This window comes from Methanocaldococcus lauensis, assembly GCF_902827225.1.
GTDB lineage: Archaea > AGJL01 > Methanococci > Methanococcales > Methanocaldococcaceae > Methanocaldococcus > Methanocaldococcus lauensis.
Window position 1 is genome coordinate 59,341 of record NZ_LR792632.1, and the last position, 15,847, is coordinate 75,187.

Annotated in this window: 17 protein-coding genes and 2 tRNA genes; 12 read left to right on the forward strand and 7 right to left on the reverse strand. The window is 30.0% G+C overall.

Going from position 1 to position 15,847, the window contains the following annotated elements; translation table 11 throughout:
- Positions 1-65: 65 nt before the first annotated feature.
- The 3 genes from KMP69_RS00345 to KMP69_RS00355 form a co-directional block, all read right to left on the reverse strand.
- Positions 66-761, reverse strand: a complete 696-nt coding sequence (locus KMP69_RS00345; RefSeq protein ID WP_214400006.1) for a KEOPS complex subunit Pcc1 — start codon at positions 759-761, stop codon at positions 66-68.
- Positions 762-832: 71 nt separating this feature from the next.
- Positions 833-908: transfer RNA gene (locus tag KMP69_RS00350), tRNA-Gly, on the reverse strand.
- A gap of 25 nt (positions 909-933) precedes the next feature.
- Positions 934-1,009, reverse strand: a tRNA-Gly gene (locus KMP69_RS00355).
- A 304-nt stretch (positions 1,010-1,313) separates the two neighbouring features.
- Between KMP69_RS00355 and dnaG the strand changes: the two genes are divergently transcribed.
- The 8 genes from dnaG (at position 1,314) to KMP69_RS00395 (ending at position 6,560) form a co-directional block, all read left to right on the forward strand.
- Positions 1,314-2,555 (forward strand): DNA primase DnaG, encoded by a 1,242-nt coding sequence (dnaG, locus tag KMP69_RS00360; protein WP_394357600.1) that lies wholly within the window; start codon positions 1,314-1,316, stop codon positions 2,553-2,555.
- On the forward strand, positions 2,548-2,862 hold the full coding sequence (locus KMP69_RS00365; protein ID WP_214400008.1) for a UPF0058 family protein: 315 nt from the start codon (positions 2,548-2,550) through the stop codon (positions 2,860-2,862). Before dnaG ends, KMP69_RS00365 begins: the two co-directional genes overlap by 8 nt.
- Before the next feature lie 11 nt (positions 2,863-2,873).
- Entirely contained in the window at positions 2,874-3,740 is an 867-nt protein-coding gene (gene hisG, locus KMP69_RS00370; RefSeq protein ID WP_214400009.1) for an ATP phosphoribosyltransferase, read from the forward strand.
- Between the two features lie 90 nt (positions 3,741-3,830).
- Positions 3,831-4,184: a 50S ribosomal protein L7Ae gene (rpl7ae, locus tag KMP69_RS00375; protein ID WP_214400701.1), complete on the forward strand. Its 354-nt coding sequence runs from the start codon at positions 3,831-3,833 to the stop codon at positions 4,182-4,184.
- 131 nt (positions 4,185-4,315) lie between these two features.
- Positions 4,316-4,543, forward strand: coding sequence for a 30S ribosomal protein S28e (locus KMP69_RS00380; RefSeq protein ID WP_214400010.1), 228 nt, complete (start codon positions 4,316-4,318; stop codon positions 4,541-4,543).
- A gap of 33 nt (positions 4,544-4,576) precedes the next feature.
- Positions 4,577-4,792, forward strand: a complete 216-nt coding sequence (locus KMP69_RS00385; protein WP_214400011.1) for a 50S ribosomal protein L24e — start codon at positions 4,577-4,579, stop codon at positions 4,790-4,792.
- A gap of 162 nt (positions 4,793-4,954) precedes the next feature.
- The gene (locus KMP69_RS00390) at positions 4,955-6,040 is read left to right on the forward strand and encodes a DNA cytosine methyltransferase (protein ID WP_214400012.1); all 1,086 of its coding nucleotides are present in this window, start codon (positions 4,955-4,957) and stop codon (positions 6,038-6,040) included.
- 88 nt (positions 6,041-6,128) lie between these two features.
- On the forward strand, positions 6,129-6,560 hold the full coding sequence (locus KMP69_RS00395) for a RecB-family nuclease (protein ID WP_214400013.1): 432 nt from the start codon (positions 6,129-6,131) through the stop codon (positions 6,558-6,560).
- Positions 6,561-6,614: 54 nt separating this feature from the next.
- Here the strand turns inward: KMP69_RS00395 and KMP69_RS00400 are convergent, their stop codons facing one another.
- Positions 6,615-8,897, reverse strand: coding sequence for a DHH family phosphoesterase (locus KMP69_RS00400; protein WP_214400014.1), 2,283 nt, complete (start codon positions 8,895-8,897; stop codon positions 6,615-6,617).
- 201 nt (positions 8,898-9,098) lie between these two features.
- Between KMP69_RS00400 and KMP69_RS00405 the strand changes: the two genes are divergently transcribed.
- The 3 genes from KMP69_RS00405 (at position 9,099) to glgP (ending at position 12,778) form a co-directional block, all read left to right on the forward strand.
- Complete coding sequence (locus tag KMP69_RS00405; RefSeq protein ID WP_250543602.1) at positions 9,099-10,124, forward strand: FecCD family ABC transporter permease; 1,026 nt, start codon at positions 9,099-9,101, stop codon at positions 10,122-10,124.
- Positions 10,125-11,156, forward strand: a complete 1,032-nt coding sequence (locus KMP69_RS00410) for a FecCD family ABC transporter permease (protein ID WP_214400015.1) — start codon at positions 10,125-10,127, stop codon at positions 11,154-11,156.
- A gap of 62 nt (positions 11,157-11,218) precedes the next feature.
- Positions 11,219-12,778 (forward strand): alpha-glucan family phosphorylase, encoded by a 1,560-nt coding sequence (gene glgP, locus KMP69_RS00415; protein WP_214400016.1) that lies wholly within the window; start codon positions 11,219-11,221, stop codon positions 12,776-12,778.
- 69 nt (positions 12,779-12,847) lie between these two features.
- Here glgP and KMP69_RS00420 read toward each other — a convergent pair whose 3' ends face one another.
- Complete coding sequence (locus tag KMP69_RS00420) at positions 12,848-13,096, reverse strand: hypothetical protein (protein WP_214400017.1); 249 nt, start codon at positions 13,094-13,096, stop codon at positions 12,848-12,850.
- 33 nt (positions 13,097-13,129) lie between these two features.
- Positions 13,130-13,831: a TIGR00703 family protein gene (locus KMP69_RS00425; protein WP_214400018.1), complete on the reverse strand. Its 702-nt coding sequence runs from the start codon at positions 13,829-13,831 to the stop codon at positions 13,130-13,132.
- A gap of 188 nt (positions 13,832-14,019) precedes the next feature.
- Between KMP69_RS00425 and KMP69_RS00430 the strand changes: the two genes are divergently transcribed.
- Positions 14,020-15,126, forward strand: coding sequence for a GTPase (locus KMP69_RS00430; RefSeq protein WP_214400019.1), 1,107 nt, complete (start codon positions 14,020-14,022; stop codon positions 15,124-15,126).
- 20 nt (positions 15,127-15,146) lie between these two features.
- Here KMP69_RS00430 and KMP69_RS00435 read toward each other — a convergent pair whose 3' ends face one another.
- The gene (locus KMP69_RS00435) at positions 15,147-15,596 is read right to left on the reverse strand and encodes an acylphosphatase (protein WP_214400020.1); all 450 of its coding nucleotides are present in this window, start codon (positions 15,594-15,596) and stop codon (positions 15,147-15,149) included.
- Positions 15,597-15,847: the final 251 nt, after the last annotated feature.

Genomic DNA, 15,847 nt, shown 5'->3' on the forward strand with positions numbered 1-15,847 from the left:
ATAGATAAAAAAGATAAGATTAAATTTTTATATTTAAAGTTAATCCTCATAATTATTACAATTATTTATAGCCTTTTTATCATTCTTAGCCATTCTTTAACCACTTCTTTTTCTTCAAATCCTAATTTTTTGTAAAATTCTCTTGCATTTTTATTTTCTACTCCAACCCATAGTTCAACTAAATCTTTTCCTCTTTTTTTAGCATAATCTATTGCCTTGTTCATTAACAATTTACCTATTCCTCTACCCCTATAATCTGGATCTACAAATATCTCGTGGATTTCAGCAACATCTCTTTTCTCTATATTACTAATCCAATTACAATCACAACCTATAAATCCAACTGGTTTATTGTTAATTTCACAGACAAAAAATCCATCCTTATCTCTTTTCATTAACCACTTAAAATACCACTTAGCCCATCTTCTTGTCTTGTAATAGTATTTATCAAAACCTCTATATGCTTTAAAATATAAATTTAAAAAACTATCTAAGTCATCCTTAGTTACATTTCTTATTACAAGTTTTTCATCTTTATCCTTTTTTGTTAAATCATAAATTTTTATACTGGCATCTAAACATCTGAAAAAATCATCTAAAATTGACTTTAAAGAACCGATAGAATGGGTTTTAACATATAATATTGGCTCTTTTTCACATTGTAATTTAATCGTAATATCATCTTTAATATAGTTATCAACCTCTAAACTTTTACAAACTTCTTTTGGAATGTCTAATTTAAGTTTTAAATTGACCCTCATAATCTCACAAAGAATTAAAAAAGTTAATTTATTGATTTAATTCTATAAATATATTGTTCAAAAATAAAAAATGGTGCGCCGGCCGGGATTTGAACCCGGGTTGCTGGCTTGGAAGGCCAGAGTGATACCAGGCTACACCACCGGCGCTTATTTAACAGATACTCAAATTCAGTGGTGCGGCCTCCGGGATTTGAACCCGGGGTCCGGGCGTGGCAGGCCCGTGTGTTACCAGGCTACACCAAGGCCGCTCATTTGAGCGGTTGTAAGCAAGAATAACATACTCAAAACTTATATATATAATTTTCGGTCATAAGATTGAAATATATAAAAGTTTTTAAAAATGTAATGTAATATTAAAATATTTTTAGTCGTTTATTAGCATAATAGACTATAATAGTGTCCTAAAACATCTTATAAAACTTATTTAATTTTCTTAAATTTAGTAACACTTATACACATAAAAATAATTTTTTATACTTTGATTTGTTTTATTAATATCATTGAGAGATTACTATTCATTGGTGAGATTCAAAATTATTACTGGTGATGATTATGAATAATTTGGGGACTACTAAGTATATAATTCATGCTGAACTTATTGCTGATGGTTATGTTGAGAAACATGACGTTATTGGAGCAATATTTGGACAAACAGAGGGACTTTTAGGAGATGAATTAGATTTAAAAGAATTACAAAAGTCTGGGAGAATAGGTAGGATTGATGTAGAATTAACTAATATAAACGGAAAGTCTATTGCTAAAATTACTGTTCCTTCAAGTTTAGATAGAATAGAAACTTCTATACTGGCGGCTACCTTGGAGACAATAGATAGGGTAGGGCCATGTGTAGCTACTGTTAAAGTAGTAGATATTGAAGATATTAGAAAGAAAAAGAGAGAATATATTATTGAAAGAGCTAAGGAAATATTAAAGCAGTTAATGAGTAATATAGATATAAATACAATAATTGAGGAGGTTAAAGAAAGCGTAAGAATGGGAGAAATTATTGAATATGGTCCTGAAAAACTACCTGCTGGACCAGCAGTTGATATATCTGACGATATTATTGTAGTTGAAGGAAGGGCGGATGTTTTAAATTTATTAAGATGTGGTTTTAAAAATGTCATAGCAGTTGAGGGAACTTCAGTTCCTAAAACCATAATAGAGCTTAGTAAAAAAAAGATAGTAACCATCTTTACAGATGGAGATAGAGGGGGAGAACTTATTTTAAAAGAATTACTACAAGTTTGTGATGTTGATTTTATAGCAAGAGCTCCTCCTGGAAAAGAAGTTGAAGAACTTTCTAAAAAGGAGATAATAAAATGTTTAAGAAGTAAAATTCCAGTAGAACATTTTTTAACCCAACAATTATGTAGTGAGAAAAATAGGGATAAACTTGAATATGAAAAATTTTTATATGTTGCTGAAAATAATAACAATAATACCAATGTTGATATTATTTCAACAGTAAAAACAGATTCTGATATAGAAAAATATCCACAAACATTAAAACATATAAAATATAAAAAATATTATGAGAAATTTGTTAATTTAAAATATTCTGAAGTTTTAGTAATTTATAATGGTGAAGAAAAAGTTGTAAATCTTAATGAATTGATATCTAATATATCTCACTATGACCTATTTGATGCCATTATAATTAAAGGAACTGTAAATCAAAAGTTAGTAGATATTTTATATGAAAAAACTAACTTAATTTTTTGTAATGATGCCAAAATAATAAAAAAGCCAGCAAACTTGAGAATTATCTCTTTTGGTGATTTAAATGCATAAAGATGAACTTATTCAGTTACATCAACTACTTGTTTATTTAAGAAAATACATTGAAAAAAAATATAACTGTAGTAATGATGAATTTAAAGAGTATGATGACTTAAATATTTATCCCCATCACATTCATAGGACTAAAGCAGAGCATATATATGCGATATTTTTACTCTCTACAATAATCGCAAAAATATTATCAAATAATGGGAAAATTCCAAGAAGTGTTTCAAACTTGCTTAGAATAAGTGGAGAAGAAGTAAAAAAAGAAATCCAGAGAAAAAGATTAAAAATAAAAAATAAATTTAAAAAGTAAAATGGGATAGAATGATAATGTTTGCTTTACCAAATAAGGGAAGGATTTCAGAACCAGTTATGAAGGTCTTAGAAAAGGCAGGTTTAAAAATTACTGTCCAAGGTAGAAGTTTATTTGCAAATACAGTAGATGAGGATATTAAGGTAATGTTTGCAAGAGCAAGAGATATTCCAGAATTTGTAGCTGATGGTGTTGCTGATATAGGAGTTACAGGATATGACTTAGTCTTAGAGAGAAATGTAGAGGATAAAGTTGAGTTTTTATTAGATTTTGGTTTTGGATTTGCAAAATTAGTTTTAGCCGCTCCAGAAGACTCAAATATTAATAGTGTTGATGATATAAAGGATGGTATGAGAGTGGCAACAGAATTTCCAAATTTAACAAGAAAATTTTTTGAAAAATTAAATAAAAAAGTTGAAATTATTGAACTTAGCGGAGCCACAGAGATAGCCCCATTTATAGGAGTAGCGGATATAATAAGTGATTTAACATCTACAGGAACCACGTTAAAGTTAAATAGATTAAAGGTTATTGAAGAAATTGTATCATCAACTACAAGGTTAATAGCAAATAAAAATAGTCTAAAAGATAAAGAAAAGAGAGATAAAATAAATAAAATTGTATTAGCGATAAAAAGTGCATTATTTGCAGAGACTAAGAGATTAATTATGATGAACGCTCCTAAGGATAAAGTTGAAGAAATAAAAAAGTTAATTCCTGGAATGAGTGGCCCTACTGTTGCAAAAGTTTTATCTGACGATAATATGGTGGCTATTCACGCAGTTGTTAATGAAGATGAAATATTTAATTTAGTTCCTAAACTTAACGCCTTAGGAGCAAGAGATATATTAATAGTGCCAATTGAAAGAATTTTATAAATCCAAAAGTTTTATATACTAAAAATAATTAAGTTGTTATACCTTCTTCACCAATGACTGAAAAATAAAAAGATGAAGGAGGTCGAAAATATGGCAGTTTATGTAAAGTTTAAAGTTCCAGAAGAAATTCAAAAAGAATTATTAGACGCTGTAGCAAAAGCTCAAAAAATCAAAAAAGGAGCAAATGAAGTAACAAAAGCAGTAGAGAGAGGAATTGCAAAATTAGTTATAATCGCTGAAGATGTTAAACCAGAAGAAGTTGTTGCTCATTTACCATACTTATGTGAAGAAAAAGGAATTCCTTATGCTTATGTGGCATCAAAACAAGATTTAGGTAAAGCTGCTGGATTGGAAGTTGCAGCTTCGTCAGTGGCTATTATCAACGAAGGAGATCCAGAAGAATTTAAAGCGCTAATTGAAAAAATAAATGCTTTAAAACAATAAAAACACGATGATATAAAGTTAAAAAATAAAAAGTATGAATTATCACTTTTTTTATAGATTTTTTATATTAAACCTTTAAATTTTCTTTTAAGATATAAATATACTAACATTTTTATTATTAGGTGATGAGGATGGAAGACGAATTTGTATATAAAGAGGCAGTAGCAGCTGAAGTTATTGAAGTAATTGGTAGAACAGGAGTTACTGGAGGGATTATCCAAGTTAGATGTAAAATTTTAGGGGGCAAAGACGCTGGTAGAGTTTTAGTTAGAAACGTTAAAGGGCCAGTAAAAGTTGGAGATATAATTATGTTAAGAGAAACAGAAAGAGAAGCAAGACCCTTAGACAGAAAAAGATAAAACATTAAAAAATTAATTTTAAGGTGAAGAACTATGCCAGAGTGGAGAGTTTGCAGTTTCTGTGGATATGAAATTGAGCCTGGAAAAGGAAAAATGGTTGTAGAGAAAGATGGAACAGTATTATATTTCTGCTCATCAAAGTGTGAGAAAAGTTATAGAATGGGAAGAAACCCAAGAAAATTAAAGTGGACTAAAGTATATCAAGATATGAAAGCTGAGTTAAAGAAAGCTCAAGCCGCAAAAGAGTAAAAAACTATAACAACCAAATTATAAAATTTTTTCCTATTTTATTTTAAAATTAATTTAAACTTAAGATATATTTTTGATATGATATTTTATTTATTTAGTGTTAATTTTTATCTAATTAATTTTATATTTTTGAATTGGAAAATATTTATTTTGGTGATAAGGTTGAGATTTATAGACTTATTTTGTGGATGTGGGGGATTTTCAAGAGGTTTTGTAGAGGAAGGTTTTGAACCATTGGTGGCTATTGAATTAGATGAAGATGCCGCTTTTTCCTATGCATTAAACTTTAATGGAGAGATATATGAAAAAGTGAGAGATGGAGAATATAGATTAAAGGAATTAAAAGGTTATGTAGGAAGTTACCCATTCAAATTTCCTTTTGAAGATAAAGATATAAAGTGGTTAAGAAGATTGGGAACATTAAATGAGAAAACTGAAAAATTAAAGCCAATAGTTATTAACGATGACATTAGGGAGATACATTCCTTAGATATAAAAAAATTCTGCAAGAATAAAAAAGTAGATGTTATTATTGGAGGTCCTCCTTGTGAAGGATATACTGGGGCTAATCCAAAGAGAGAAAAAAATCCCTATGATAGATTGTATAAAGATGAAACTGGAAGGTTAGTTTTAGAATTTATAAGGATAGTGGGAGATTTACAACCAAAAATATTTGTTATGGAAAATGTTCCTGGAATTAAAGAAGTTAGAGGGGAAATAATAAAGGAGTTTAGAAATGTAGGTTATGAGGATGTATATTTCAATATCTTAAGAGCAGAAGATTATGGAAATCCTTCTGTTAGAAGAAGAGTTTTTGTATCAAATATAGAAATTAATCCTGAAAAGAAAGAACCAAAGACAGTTATTGAGGCAATAGGAGATTTAATGTATAAAGGTAGAGACATCCCAAATCACGAATTTGCAGCTTTACCAGCAAGGTTTAGAAAGAGAGTTCATAAATTAAGTTGGGGAGATGCTTTTATATATTTCAAAGGGGCTAATAGAAGGTTAGGTAATTATATAAGATTGCATCCTCTTAAATTGTCTGAAACTGTTATGGGTAAGAGATTCTTTATCCATCCTTATGAAGATAGGTTATTAACACCAAGAGAACAGGCAAGATTAATGAGTTATCCTGATTATCATCTATTTGCAGGAGGTATAAGAAGTTCCTATAATCAGATTGGAGAAAGTGTTCCTGTAGCTTTGAGTAGAGCAATTGCCCAAGTAGTTAAGGAAAATTTATAAATAAAGTAATAAAAATAAATTATCAAAAAACATATAGAAAATTAAAAGAACAAAATAAAAAATAATTAAAAATTAACTGGGTGAAAAAATGTTTATCTGCTTACATAATACATACAGTGCTAAGCAAGTAGAGGAGTTTGGTAGAATTGCATATGGGTTTGACATAAACACAATAGTTATAACGAAGGCTACTGCTTCAGCAGCACAAAGTGGAGTTCCTACATTGCACAAGATGGCATATAAATTAGGTAAAAATGTTTTATTCTTTGAGGAGTTGGATGACGCTATAGAAGTTTTAAGACCAGAAAAAGTATTTTTAATAGGAAATAAAAATATTTGTGAAGAAAAACTAAATTTTGACGAAGTTGGAAAAAATGATTTAATTGTTTTCTGTGGAGCATCAACAGGATTTACTAAATTAGAGTTAGAAAAAGGATTAGGAAGATACATTGTAGAAAATGAAATTGGAGCTTTGGGGAATTTATCAATCTTTTTATATGAAATGAGTAAAAGAATTTAAAAACTGAATATTTAATTAAATCAATAAATAGAACTAAATAAAAAAGTTTTTAATTTACTCTTTTGGCTTCATATTTCTAATAATCTCTATAAACCTATTAATTACTTTATCTCTCAATCCTTCCACAAATTTTAAACTACCTGCACACTCATGCCCTCCTCCATCTAAAGATGCTTCAGGAATCTCTTCCATTAACTGCTCAACTATTAAGTTTAAATTAAAGTTGTATTTTTCATGAACTGCGTCTGTTGCTCTAACAACTCCAAAGTCAGGACCATAGGATAATGTTATAATTGGCTTGTCTTCACCATACTTTTGAACTATGTAGTCATGAGCAAACCCTGTTGTCTTTCCAGGTGGTGGGAAGGTAAATTTATGAGCATACTTCTCTACATCTAAAGTATTCAATATAATTCCATTTTCTAAGAACTCTGTTTTTAATGCAGGAATTACTGACTTCATCTGTCTATCAACCATTTTCATTGCCTGTTCATATAATATCTCAATTAAATCCTCGTGTCTCTTAAATTCTTTTATGTTTGTTGCCAATATATCATCAACAATTCCCTTTCCATCCATAAATCTTAAGTAGAATGCTTCAAAATCCATACATAAGGATATTTTTTCTAAATATTCTCTATTATATTCTCTTCCTTTACCATACTTTTTACTTAGTTCAGTCAATCTCTCAATTGCTATTTTTACATACTGCTCTGCCTCTTCCCCTTTAGCGTGATCCCCAACAACAGCTATTCCAGGAATATGTTTTATTTCATCTTCAACATCTGGATTAATCATCCTTGCTATCTCAGTTCCTAAAACTCCTGCCGTTAAATTGCTATCTCCACCAACTAAGTAAGGATTTACATGAGCATCGACATAGTCATCAACTTCTACTCTACCATCAACAACCTCTCCAGGGAAGTGGTGATCAATAACTATCACTTCAATACCATAAGCCTTTGCCTTTGATATAGCGGGAATATCCTCATCAGTACTACCGTTATCAATTAACACAATCAAAGGTAGTTTTTGCCCAAATTTTAAAGAGTCCTCTATGGAAAATACAAGGTCTTTGGTAACATCTTCTAACTCATAGAATGGAGCTTTTGAAGGTCTTCTTTTGAAGAAGTGCCATATTGCATCGACATCTATAGCAAACTGGTCAATTATTGGCAGTATTGCCTTCTCTAAGGCAATTCCTCCACAGTAACCATCTGTATCAGCGTGATGTCTAATAATTATTGGTCTTCCATCTAAAACTGCCTTTCTAATTCTCTTAGCAACATCAGCCATTTTTGGTCTTAATTTTTCTAAAACCTCACTTTTAACTAAGAATTCTATATCTCTTGCTGGCTCTGCTCTTTTATCTATTTCTTCCTCTATTTTTTTCTTAATTTCTTCTGCCTCTTTACCTTCTAATTTTACAAGTTTTATTCTTTCAATTTGTAATCTTCCTTCCCTTATTGTAACTCTACCTATAACATCAACTATATCTCCAACTTTAACTTCTGGATGAGCCCTTAAACCAGCAATCTCTAATGCCGCCACCCATGTAAAGTCAGTTCCATCAGTTATGGTAAATACAGTTGGTCCAGGAGTTTGAACTATTTGGACTACTTCTCCTCTTATATGAACTACTTGATCTCTCATTTCAACTAAATTTTTGGTTATATCTTTTATTTGGGAGATAGGAATTTCTTTTTCATATTTAACTAAGTCATAAGTTGTTAGTGGGATATATTTAAAGTCAATTTCTCTTTTTTCTGGTCTAACATCTATTGCTTGCACAATAATCTCATCGCCAATATTTAAGTCCTCTAATTTTAAACTTATCATGTCTCTTGGCCTTAAAAGTCCTCTAACTTGATCGTTTAAGTTAATAAACGCCCCATACTTTTCAATTCTTGTTACAACACCTTTGTAAAATTTACCCGGCTCTACATCGTAAAATGTAGCTAACTCATCAAACACATAAACATTTCTTAGTCCTTTCTTTCTCTCTTCCTCCTCTTTTAAACATTTATCACATAAAGTCCTATCTTTAAAGTCAGGATACTTTCCAATTATTGCTCCACATCTGTCACATTTAACTACCTTCCCACTACCTCCACAGAAATCACATTTTGCATAAATTGGAACTTTTCCCGTTCCTTTACACTTTGGACACTCTATTTCTCCATAATCTAAGTCATAGTTTGCTCTCTTAGAAACTCTTTTTATGTGTTGTTTTGGTGAAAATTCATCTATGTATCCAGTTCCCTCACATACAGGACATGTTCTATATTTAACTATTTTTTTACCAGTTCCATCACAAATAGGGCATTTAACTATCATATTATCCCTCTTAATTTAATAAACTTTAAAGGTTATTTATTAATATTAATTTTAATTAATAATATGGTAGAATAGTAAGTATTACTATCGCTAATAACTTGGAAGTCATTAATATAATTATCGAAGTTGAAAATAACTAAAAGATCAAATATAAAATTACAGAGAATGTAGGGTGATAACATTTCAAAAATTAGAATAACTTTGCTTTTATCGTTTCTTATATTATCAATATTTTCTTTATCAATACTAAGTATAATAACAGGAACTATTAAAATAGAACCAAAAAAATTTTATAATTATTTATTAAAGAGAACGACTGGAAATCCTATTTATGATAAAATTATTGAAAAGTGTAGAATGCCAAGAACCCTTGGAGCTATATTTGCAGGAATGGGATTGGCTGTTGCTGGTTTGTTAATGCAAAGTTTATTTAGAAATCCACTTGCAGATCCCTATTTAATAGGTGTATCAAGTGGAGCATCACTAGGAGTGGCTATTTATGTTTTTACCTCTTTACTATTTAAGTTTGGGATACCGCAATCTATATGGGGGTTTATAATATCTGCATATTTAGGTTCATTACTGTCTATGTTTGTAGTATTAAGTTTAGCAAGGAAAGTTAAACAAATTACCACGCTTTTAATTGTAGGTCTTATGCTTGGTTATATATCATCTGGGTTAATTACAATTGTCATTGCATTTAGTGATTTTGTTGGAGTTAATAATGAAGTCTTAGCAAGTTTTATAATGTGGGGATATGGTTCTTTAAGCCCATTAACTATGAAGGAATCAATAATTATGAGTATTTTTGTAGTTATATGTTGCTCTATAACTTACCTTTTGTCAAAATACCTTGATTCTTACTTACTTGGGGAAATGTATGCAAAAAGTGTTGGGGTTGATATAAAAAAATTGAGAATTTTTATTATTTTAATATCTTGTATGATTACAGCAACTGTTGTAGCATTTGCTGGACCAATTGGATTTATTGGGTTGGTGTGTCCAATAGTTGCGAGATTGTTGTGCGGAACTTCAAAACACATCTATGTAATTCCAAGTGCTATGTTAATTGGAGCAGTTTTTTTAATTATAGCAGACATTCTCGTAAGGCCAGGTGTAGTAATTCCTACAACGAGTACTGAATTACCTTTAATGTGTCCTTTATCGATAATTGGAGCTCCAATTGCTATAATAATTTACATAAAAAGAAAAAGAATGGGGATATAGATGAGAAAAATCCTTATTATTCTGATATTAATATTATTAACTTCCTCACTATTTCTCTATGGAATTTTTAAAGGAGGAAATGCAAAATCTATAAGTATTGAAGATGTAAAAAATTTTTTACTATATGGAACTACTAAAAATGATTTTAAAGATATGTTAATCTGGAAAGTTAGAATCCCTCCACTAATAACTGCCTTAATAGTTGGTGCAGTTTTGGCAGTTTCAGGTTTAAAACTTCAAACCTTATTTAGGAATCTTTTAGCATCACCATATACGACAGGAATATCGAGTGGGGCAGTGCTTGGTGTAGCAATTGCCATATTTCTTGGATTTTCATTTACATCTTTAAGTTTTCTTTTAGATATTTCTAAGTCTAACTATGTAGTTGGTGGTTGGGTAGGAGCAGCTTTGGCATTGGTTGTTTTATTATTACTTGCTTCAAAAGTTAGAGAAGTTACTGGAGTGTTAGTTTGTGCTTTACTATTTTCATACTTCTACTATGGTGTTGAGAGTTATCTTATAACATTTGCTGAAAATGTGCAAATTCAAGAATTTTGGATGTTTCTACAGGGAAGTTTTACTGGTGTTAGATGGAATGATATAAAATTAATGGTCATATGTTCCTTAATTTTTTTAATTTCATCATATTTATTATCAAAACACTTAAATGCCCTACTGTTTGGAGAATCTTATGCAAAAAGTTTTGGTTTAAATATTAAAAGGGTTAGAATATTAATTCTATTACTTTCTGGCTTTATTGTAGGATCTACAATTCCATTTGTAGGTTTAATTCCATTTATTGGAATCGCCTCTCCATATATAGCCAGAATTATTATGAGAACATCTGACCATAGGTGGACAATTCCTGCGTCAATGCTTATAGGAATGTGTATCTCACTACTATGTTATTTAGTATCTATAAAGATATTTGCTCCAAAAGTAGTTCCTGTAAAATCAATTTTAGATTTGTTAGGTGGAGCGTTAGTTGTTTATTTAATATATAGCTCAGAGAAAAAATATAGATTTGAGTAAATTATTATATATAGTTACAGGCAAATAGTGTTTATTATATAATAAAAATTGTGGGGATATTTATGAAACCAACAGCTTATTTTTGTATGGAGTTTGCTATTCATCAACCTTTAAAAACTTACGCAGGGGGCTTAGGTTTCTTAGCAGGTTCTCATTTCAGAGCGGCTAAAAGATTAAATCAACCTCTTGTAGGAGTTTCAATATTGTGGAGTTATGGATACTATGATCAGTTGAGAGATAGAGAAGGTAATATGAAAGTTGAATACATAAGGAAGTATTATGATTTCTTAGAGGATATTAATCTAAAAGTTCCAGTTACTATAAACAATAATACAGTGTGGGTTAAGGCATATAAATTGGAAGAGGATGTCTTTGGAACATGTCCAATATATTTCTTAACCACTGACATTCCAGAAAACGATGACTTTTCAAGAACAATAACACATAGGTTGTATGATGCTAACAATATATTACACATTGCTCAACAGATAGTTTTAGGAGTTGGAGGTTATAAGGTTATAAAAGAGTGTGAAAATGTAAAACTCTATCATATGAACGAACCTCATCCTCTACCGCTTGTTTTTAAACTTATAGAGGATTATGGGCTTGAATACACTAAAAATCATGTAGTATTTACTACTCACACTCCATTACCAGAGGGAAATGAAACTCAGGATATTAATTTATTAAAATCTATGGGTTTCTTTGGAAATGTGGATATAAAATTAGCTGAAAAATTAGGAGGTAATCCATTTAACTATACCGTATGTGCTTTAAGAACATGTAAGAGGGCTAATGCAGTATCTAAGAAACATAAAGAAGTTTGCGATAAAATGTGGAGTTGGGTTAAAGACAAATGTGAGATAGTTGCAATAACGAATGCTCAAGATAGACACTATTGGCAAGATCCTATAATAAGAGAGGCGGCAAAAAAATATGATATTGATATGTTGAGAGAGAGAAAAATAGAGCTAAAGGAGATATTATTTGAAGAAGTAGCTGATCAAACAGGTAAGATATTTAAAAAAGATAGATTAACCGTAGTTTGGGCAAGAAGATTTGTAGCTTACAAAAGACCATATATTTTACTGTATGATGAAATGAGATTACTTGAATTATTAAAAAAGAAGAAGATACAGGTTATCTGGGCTGGGAAGCCACATCCTAATGACCATAATATGATAGCCACATTCAACTGGATAGTATCAAAGACGAGAGATATGAAAGGGGCTACAATATTAACTGGATATGAGTTAAAATTAAGTAAATTACTAAAACAAGGTTCAGATATATGGCTTAATACTCCAAAATTAAATCACGAAGCTTCAGGAACTTCTGGAATGACTGCATCAATGAATGCATCTATACATATGAGTACTTTAGACGGTTGGCATGTAGAATGGGCTAAGATGTATCCAGATGATAGTTTTACAATTGGAGATGGAGTTAGAGATGATGATCCTTATGTGGCTAACTGCATTTATAATTTATTGGAAGAAGTTGCTGATATGTATGACACTGAAAAATGGTGGATGAAGGCATGTAACTGTGTTAATCATATTGTTGAATACTTTGATGCTGAAAGAATGGCAAAAGAATACGCTGAAAAGCTTTATAAATAACTTTATTATGGGGAGTTTTTAAATAATAATTTAATTAAAAATAATATTTAAAAAAATATTAATAAAAAATTAGTCACCTTTACCTTCAATTTCTATGACTTTTACATATATTGGATGCTCTTTTAATTGCTCATAAACTTTTTGAGCGGCTCTTCTGGATCTTGCAAGCATGACAAAAGCAATATCTCCTTGATATCTTGCTTCCGTAAATGACAATATATCTCCTCTTGCAATACCTTCTCCAATAATTCTTCTAATTAAATCTTCATATTTAGTAGCATGCTTTTCAGGAATATTTAGTAAGATTCCATAAATCATAATATCACCTCATCATAATATTTTATATTTATTTTATTCTGAAGTTTTTAATATTCCTAAGGTGTCATTTGTCTTTTTTGCAATGTCTAAGTCAAACAGTGCGATTGTTGGCAATAACCAAGAGAACCAAAATCTTGGCTCTCCATCCTTAGTTTCTCCGTAGTATGCAAATGACAATCTACCAAATCCTGTTTCTTTTTCAACTTTTCTCGCACTTCTTAAAAATCTCCTTGCAATGTTTGGAAGTTCTTCATAACTGTATGGCTTACCTCCAACACCATTCTGCATATATAGTTCTGAACTAATTCCAACATTTTTTATAGCTTTTATTAAGTTTCCTAATTTATTCTTTTTAAAGAATGCCAACAATAAAGAAGCCGCTGGAACTTTTAAAACTTCTATATTTTGGTTATCTTCATCTCTCAACTGACAAACTATATATGCTCTACCCATTTCCATCTCAATATGTGCATATAATTCCCTATTCTTTGGTAACTCTTCAAGAACTTCAATAACTTCATACTCCTTTCCATCCTTTGTAAATTTATCTCCAGCCTTTCTTTCATCTAATTCTACAGTAAAGTATGTCTCTTTACCATCAATCCTACCAAATATTAAATCAAATCCCCATTTTTTCAATGACTTTAATTTGAACTCTCTTTCTCTTTCTGGATTTCCAAGAGTTTCAAAAACTAAAGTATTTACAACTTCGACTTCTTTTGCATCAACAACCAATATATCACCTTTTATTGAATTTTATTAAGTAAATTTCATTTATATATTTACAAAATGTATATGTCTTTGAAGTTCTATAAATACTTTTCTATAATTTGTTAATTTATATATTTATATTAAATGCTAAAAGGTTTAAAATAGTAAAAATAGAGAATTATTAAAAATAGAACTAAAAATAGGTGATAATTATGAGATACAAGAAAGTTCCAGTTAAAAAGATTGTTAATAAAATAATTGATGAGTGTGATGTAATTTTATTGGTCTTAGATGCGAGAGACCCAGAGATGACAAGGAATAGGGAATTAGAAAATAAAATAAAAAGTAAGGGAAAAAAATTAATTTATGTATTAAATAAATCAGATTTAGTACCTAAGGAGATTTTAGAAAAATGGAAAAATGTATTTGGAGAAAATACTGTATTTATCTCTGCTAAAAGAAGATTGGGAACTAAAATATTGAGAGACATGATAAAAAAATCTCTAAGAGAGATGAACAAAAAAGAGGGAAAAGTTGGAATTGTTGGCTATCCTAATGTCGGAAAGTCATCTATAATTAACGCATTAACTGGAAAGAGAAAGGCATTAACTGGTTCAATTGCTGGTTTAACAAAAGGAGAGCAGTGGGTTAGATTAACAAAAAATATTAAACTTATGGACACTCCCGGAGTCTTAGAATTGAAGGACGAGGATGACTTAGTTATAAGTGGAGCATTAAGATTAGAAAAGGTAGAAAATCCAATTCCTCCTGCCTTAAAAATCTTAAAAAGAATAGATAATTTTGATAAGTCAATAGTTAGAGAATATTTCAATATTAACTATAAAGAGATTGATGAAGAAACACTAAAAAAAATTGGTGAAAAAAGAGGTTATTTAATAAAAGGAGGGGAAGTAGATTTAGTTAGAACAGCCAGAACAATTATTAAAGAATACCAAGATGGAAAGCTCAACTATTACAAAGTAGATTTGAAGAAGTATGGACAAGATAGAAATAAGGATATTTCATTTATAACAAAGTATTTAAAAGATTTTCCATTTATTGAAGATGCTAAAATGATTATCACTCATTTAAAAGACTTTGAAGAACTATATAAGAGAATAAAAAAACCTGTTTTAGGTTTTGAAGAAATAGATGGGAATATTGTTGTTATATCCTTTGGAGAAAAAACTAAAGATACTGGAAGGAAAAAAGTAGAAGATTTTTGTAAAAGTAAAAATATTGAGATTATTTCAAAGTTTGGAGATAAAATTGGTAATAATAATATATATGTGGCTGTTGGGAAAAAAGTTAAAAAATAGGTTGGGTATATTTAGATAAATTATTGGGTGTTTTTATTATTTTTAAGAATTTCCTTTATTTCATATAGCGTATCTTTCATCTCAATTAAAATCTTTTTATGTTCCCCTAATTCATCAAATATAAACTTAATATACTTCACTCCTTCATCCAACTTTTTATTCAACTCTATTAAATCATCTGCCGATATTCTATTAATCCCCTCTGGGAACTCAATGTAGGTATTCAATGCCCTTTCCTCAATCTTCTCTATTTTTATAAGGTTATCTTTTTTAGACAGTAATTCGATATACTTTTTAAAGACATCCTTTATTTCTTCATCATCAAAGTTTGCCAATATCCTAACTGTCCCATCCTTATAGTTATATACTATGCCACTAATACCTAATGCACGCCCTAAGTTTTCTATCCTATCCCTAAATCCAACATGTTGAACTTTGCCACATATTTTTAACTCATAAGTCGTTGCCATATTTTTACCTCTCTATATAACATGTTTCCATCCTTGTTTTAATAAACCCATAGGGGCTTCGCCCCTATTGGTATACCCCATTTATTTTTAGTTATTATCCTTGTTTGAATGGACAACCAATTCAAACTGTTTTAATGGACTAACGATTCAAACGCTAAAACTGTTGGAGGAAAACAGTAATTTAAAGGAAAGAATAGCGTTTCCATCCTTATTTTAATGGACTATCGATTCAAACCCTACCAACTATTGCT

Excerpts from the sequence above, each read along its gene's own strand:
- KMP69_RS00430 (WP_214400019.1), top strand. The coding sequence starts at position 14,020 with ATGAGATACAAGAAAGTTCCAGTTAAAAAGATTGTTAATAAAATAATT.
- KMP69_RS00395 (WP_214400013.1), top strand. The coding sequence starts at position 6,129 with ATGTTTATCTGCTTACATAATACATACAGTGCTAAGCAAGTAGAGGAG.
- hisG (WP_214400009.1), top strand. The coding sequence starts at position 2,874 with ATGATAATGTTTGCTTTACCAAATAAGGGAAGGATTTCAGAACCAGTT.
- KMP69_RS00380 (WP_214400010.1), top strand. The coding sequence starts at position 4,316 with ATGGAAGACGAATTTGTATATAAAGAGGCAGTAGCAGCTGAAGTTATT.
- KMP69_RS00435 (WP_214400020.1), bottom strand. The coding sequence starts at position 15,596 with ATGGCAACGACTTATGAGTTAAAAATATGTGGCAAAGTTCAACATGTT.
- rpl7ae (WP_214400701.1), top strand. The coding sequence starts at position 3,831 with ATGGCAGTTTATGTAAAGTTTAAAGTTCCAGAAGAAATTCAAAAAGAA.
- KMP69_RS00420 (WP_214400017.1), bottom strand. The coding sequence starts at position 13,096 with ATGATTTATGGAATCTTACTAAATATTCCTGAAAAGCATGCTACTAAA.
- glgP (WP_214400016.1), top strand. The coding sequence starts at position 11,219 with ATGAAACCAACAGCTTATTTTTGTATGGAGTTTGCTATTCATCAACCT.
- KMP69_RS00365 (WP_214400008.1), top strand. The coding sequence starts at position 2,548 with ATGCATAAAGATGAACTTATTCAGTTACATCAACTACTTGTTTATTTA.
- dnaG (WP_394357600.1), top strand. The coding sequence starts at position 1,314 with ATGAATAATTTGGGGACTACTAAGTATATAATTCATGCTGAACTTATT.
- KMP69_RS00400 (WP_214400014.1), bottom strand. The coding sequence starts at position 8,897 with ATGATAGTTAAATGCCCTATTTGTGATGGAACTGGTAAAAAAATAGTT.
- KMP69_RS00385 (WP_214400011.1), top strand. The coding sequence starts at position 4,577 with ATGCCAGAGTGGAGAGTTTGCAGTTTCTGTGGATATGAAATTGAGCCT.
- KMP69_RS00410 (WP_214400015.1), top strand. The coding sequence starts at position 10,125 with ATGAGAAAAATCCTTATTATTCTGATATTAATATTATTAACTTCCTCA.
- KMP69_RS00345 (WP_214400006.1), bottom strand. The coding sequence starts at position 761 with ATGAGGGTCAATTTAAAACTTAAATTAGACATTCCAAAAGAAGTTTGT.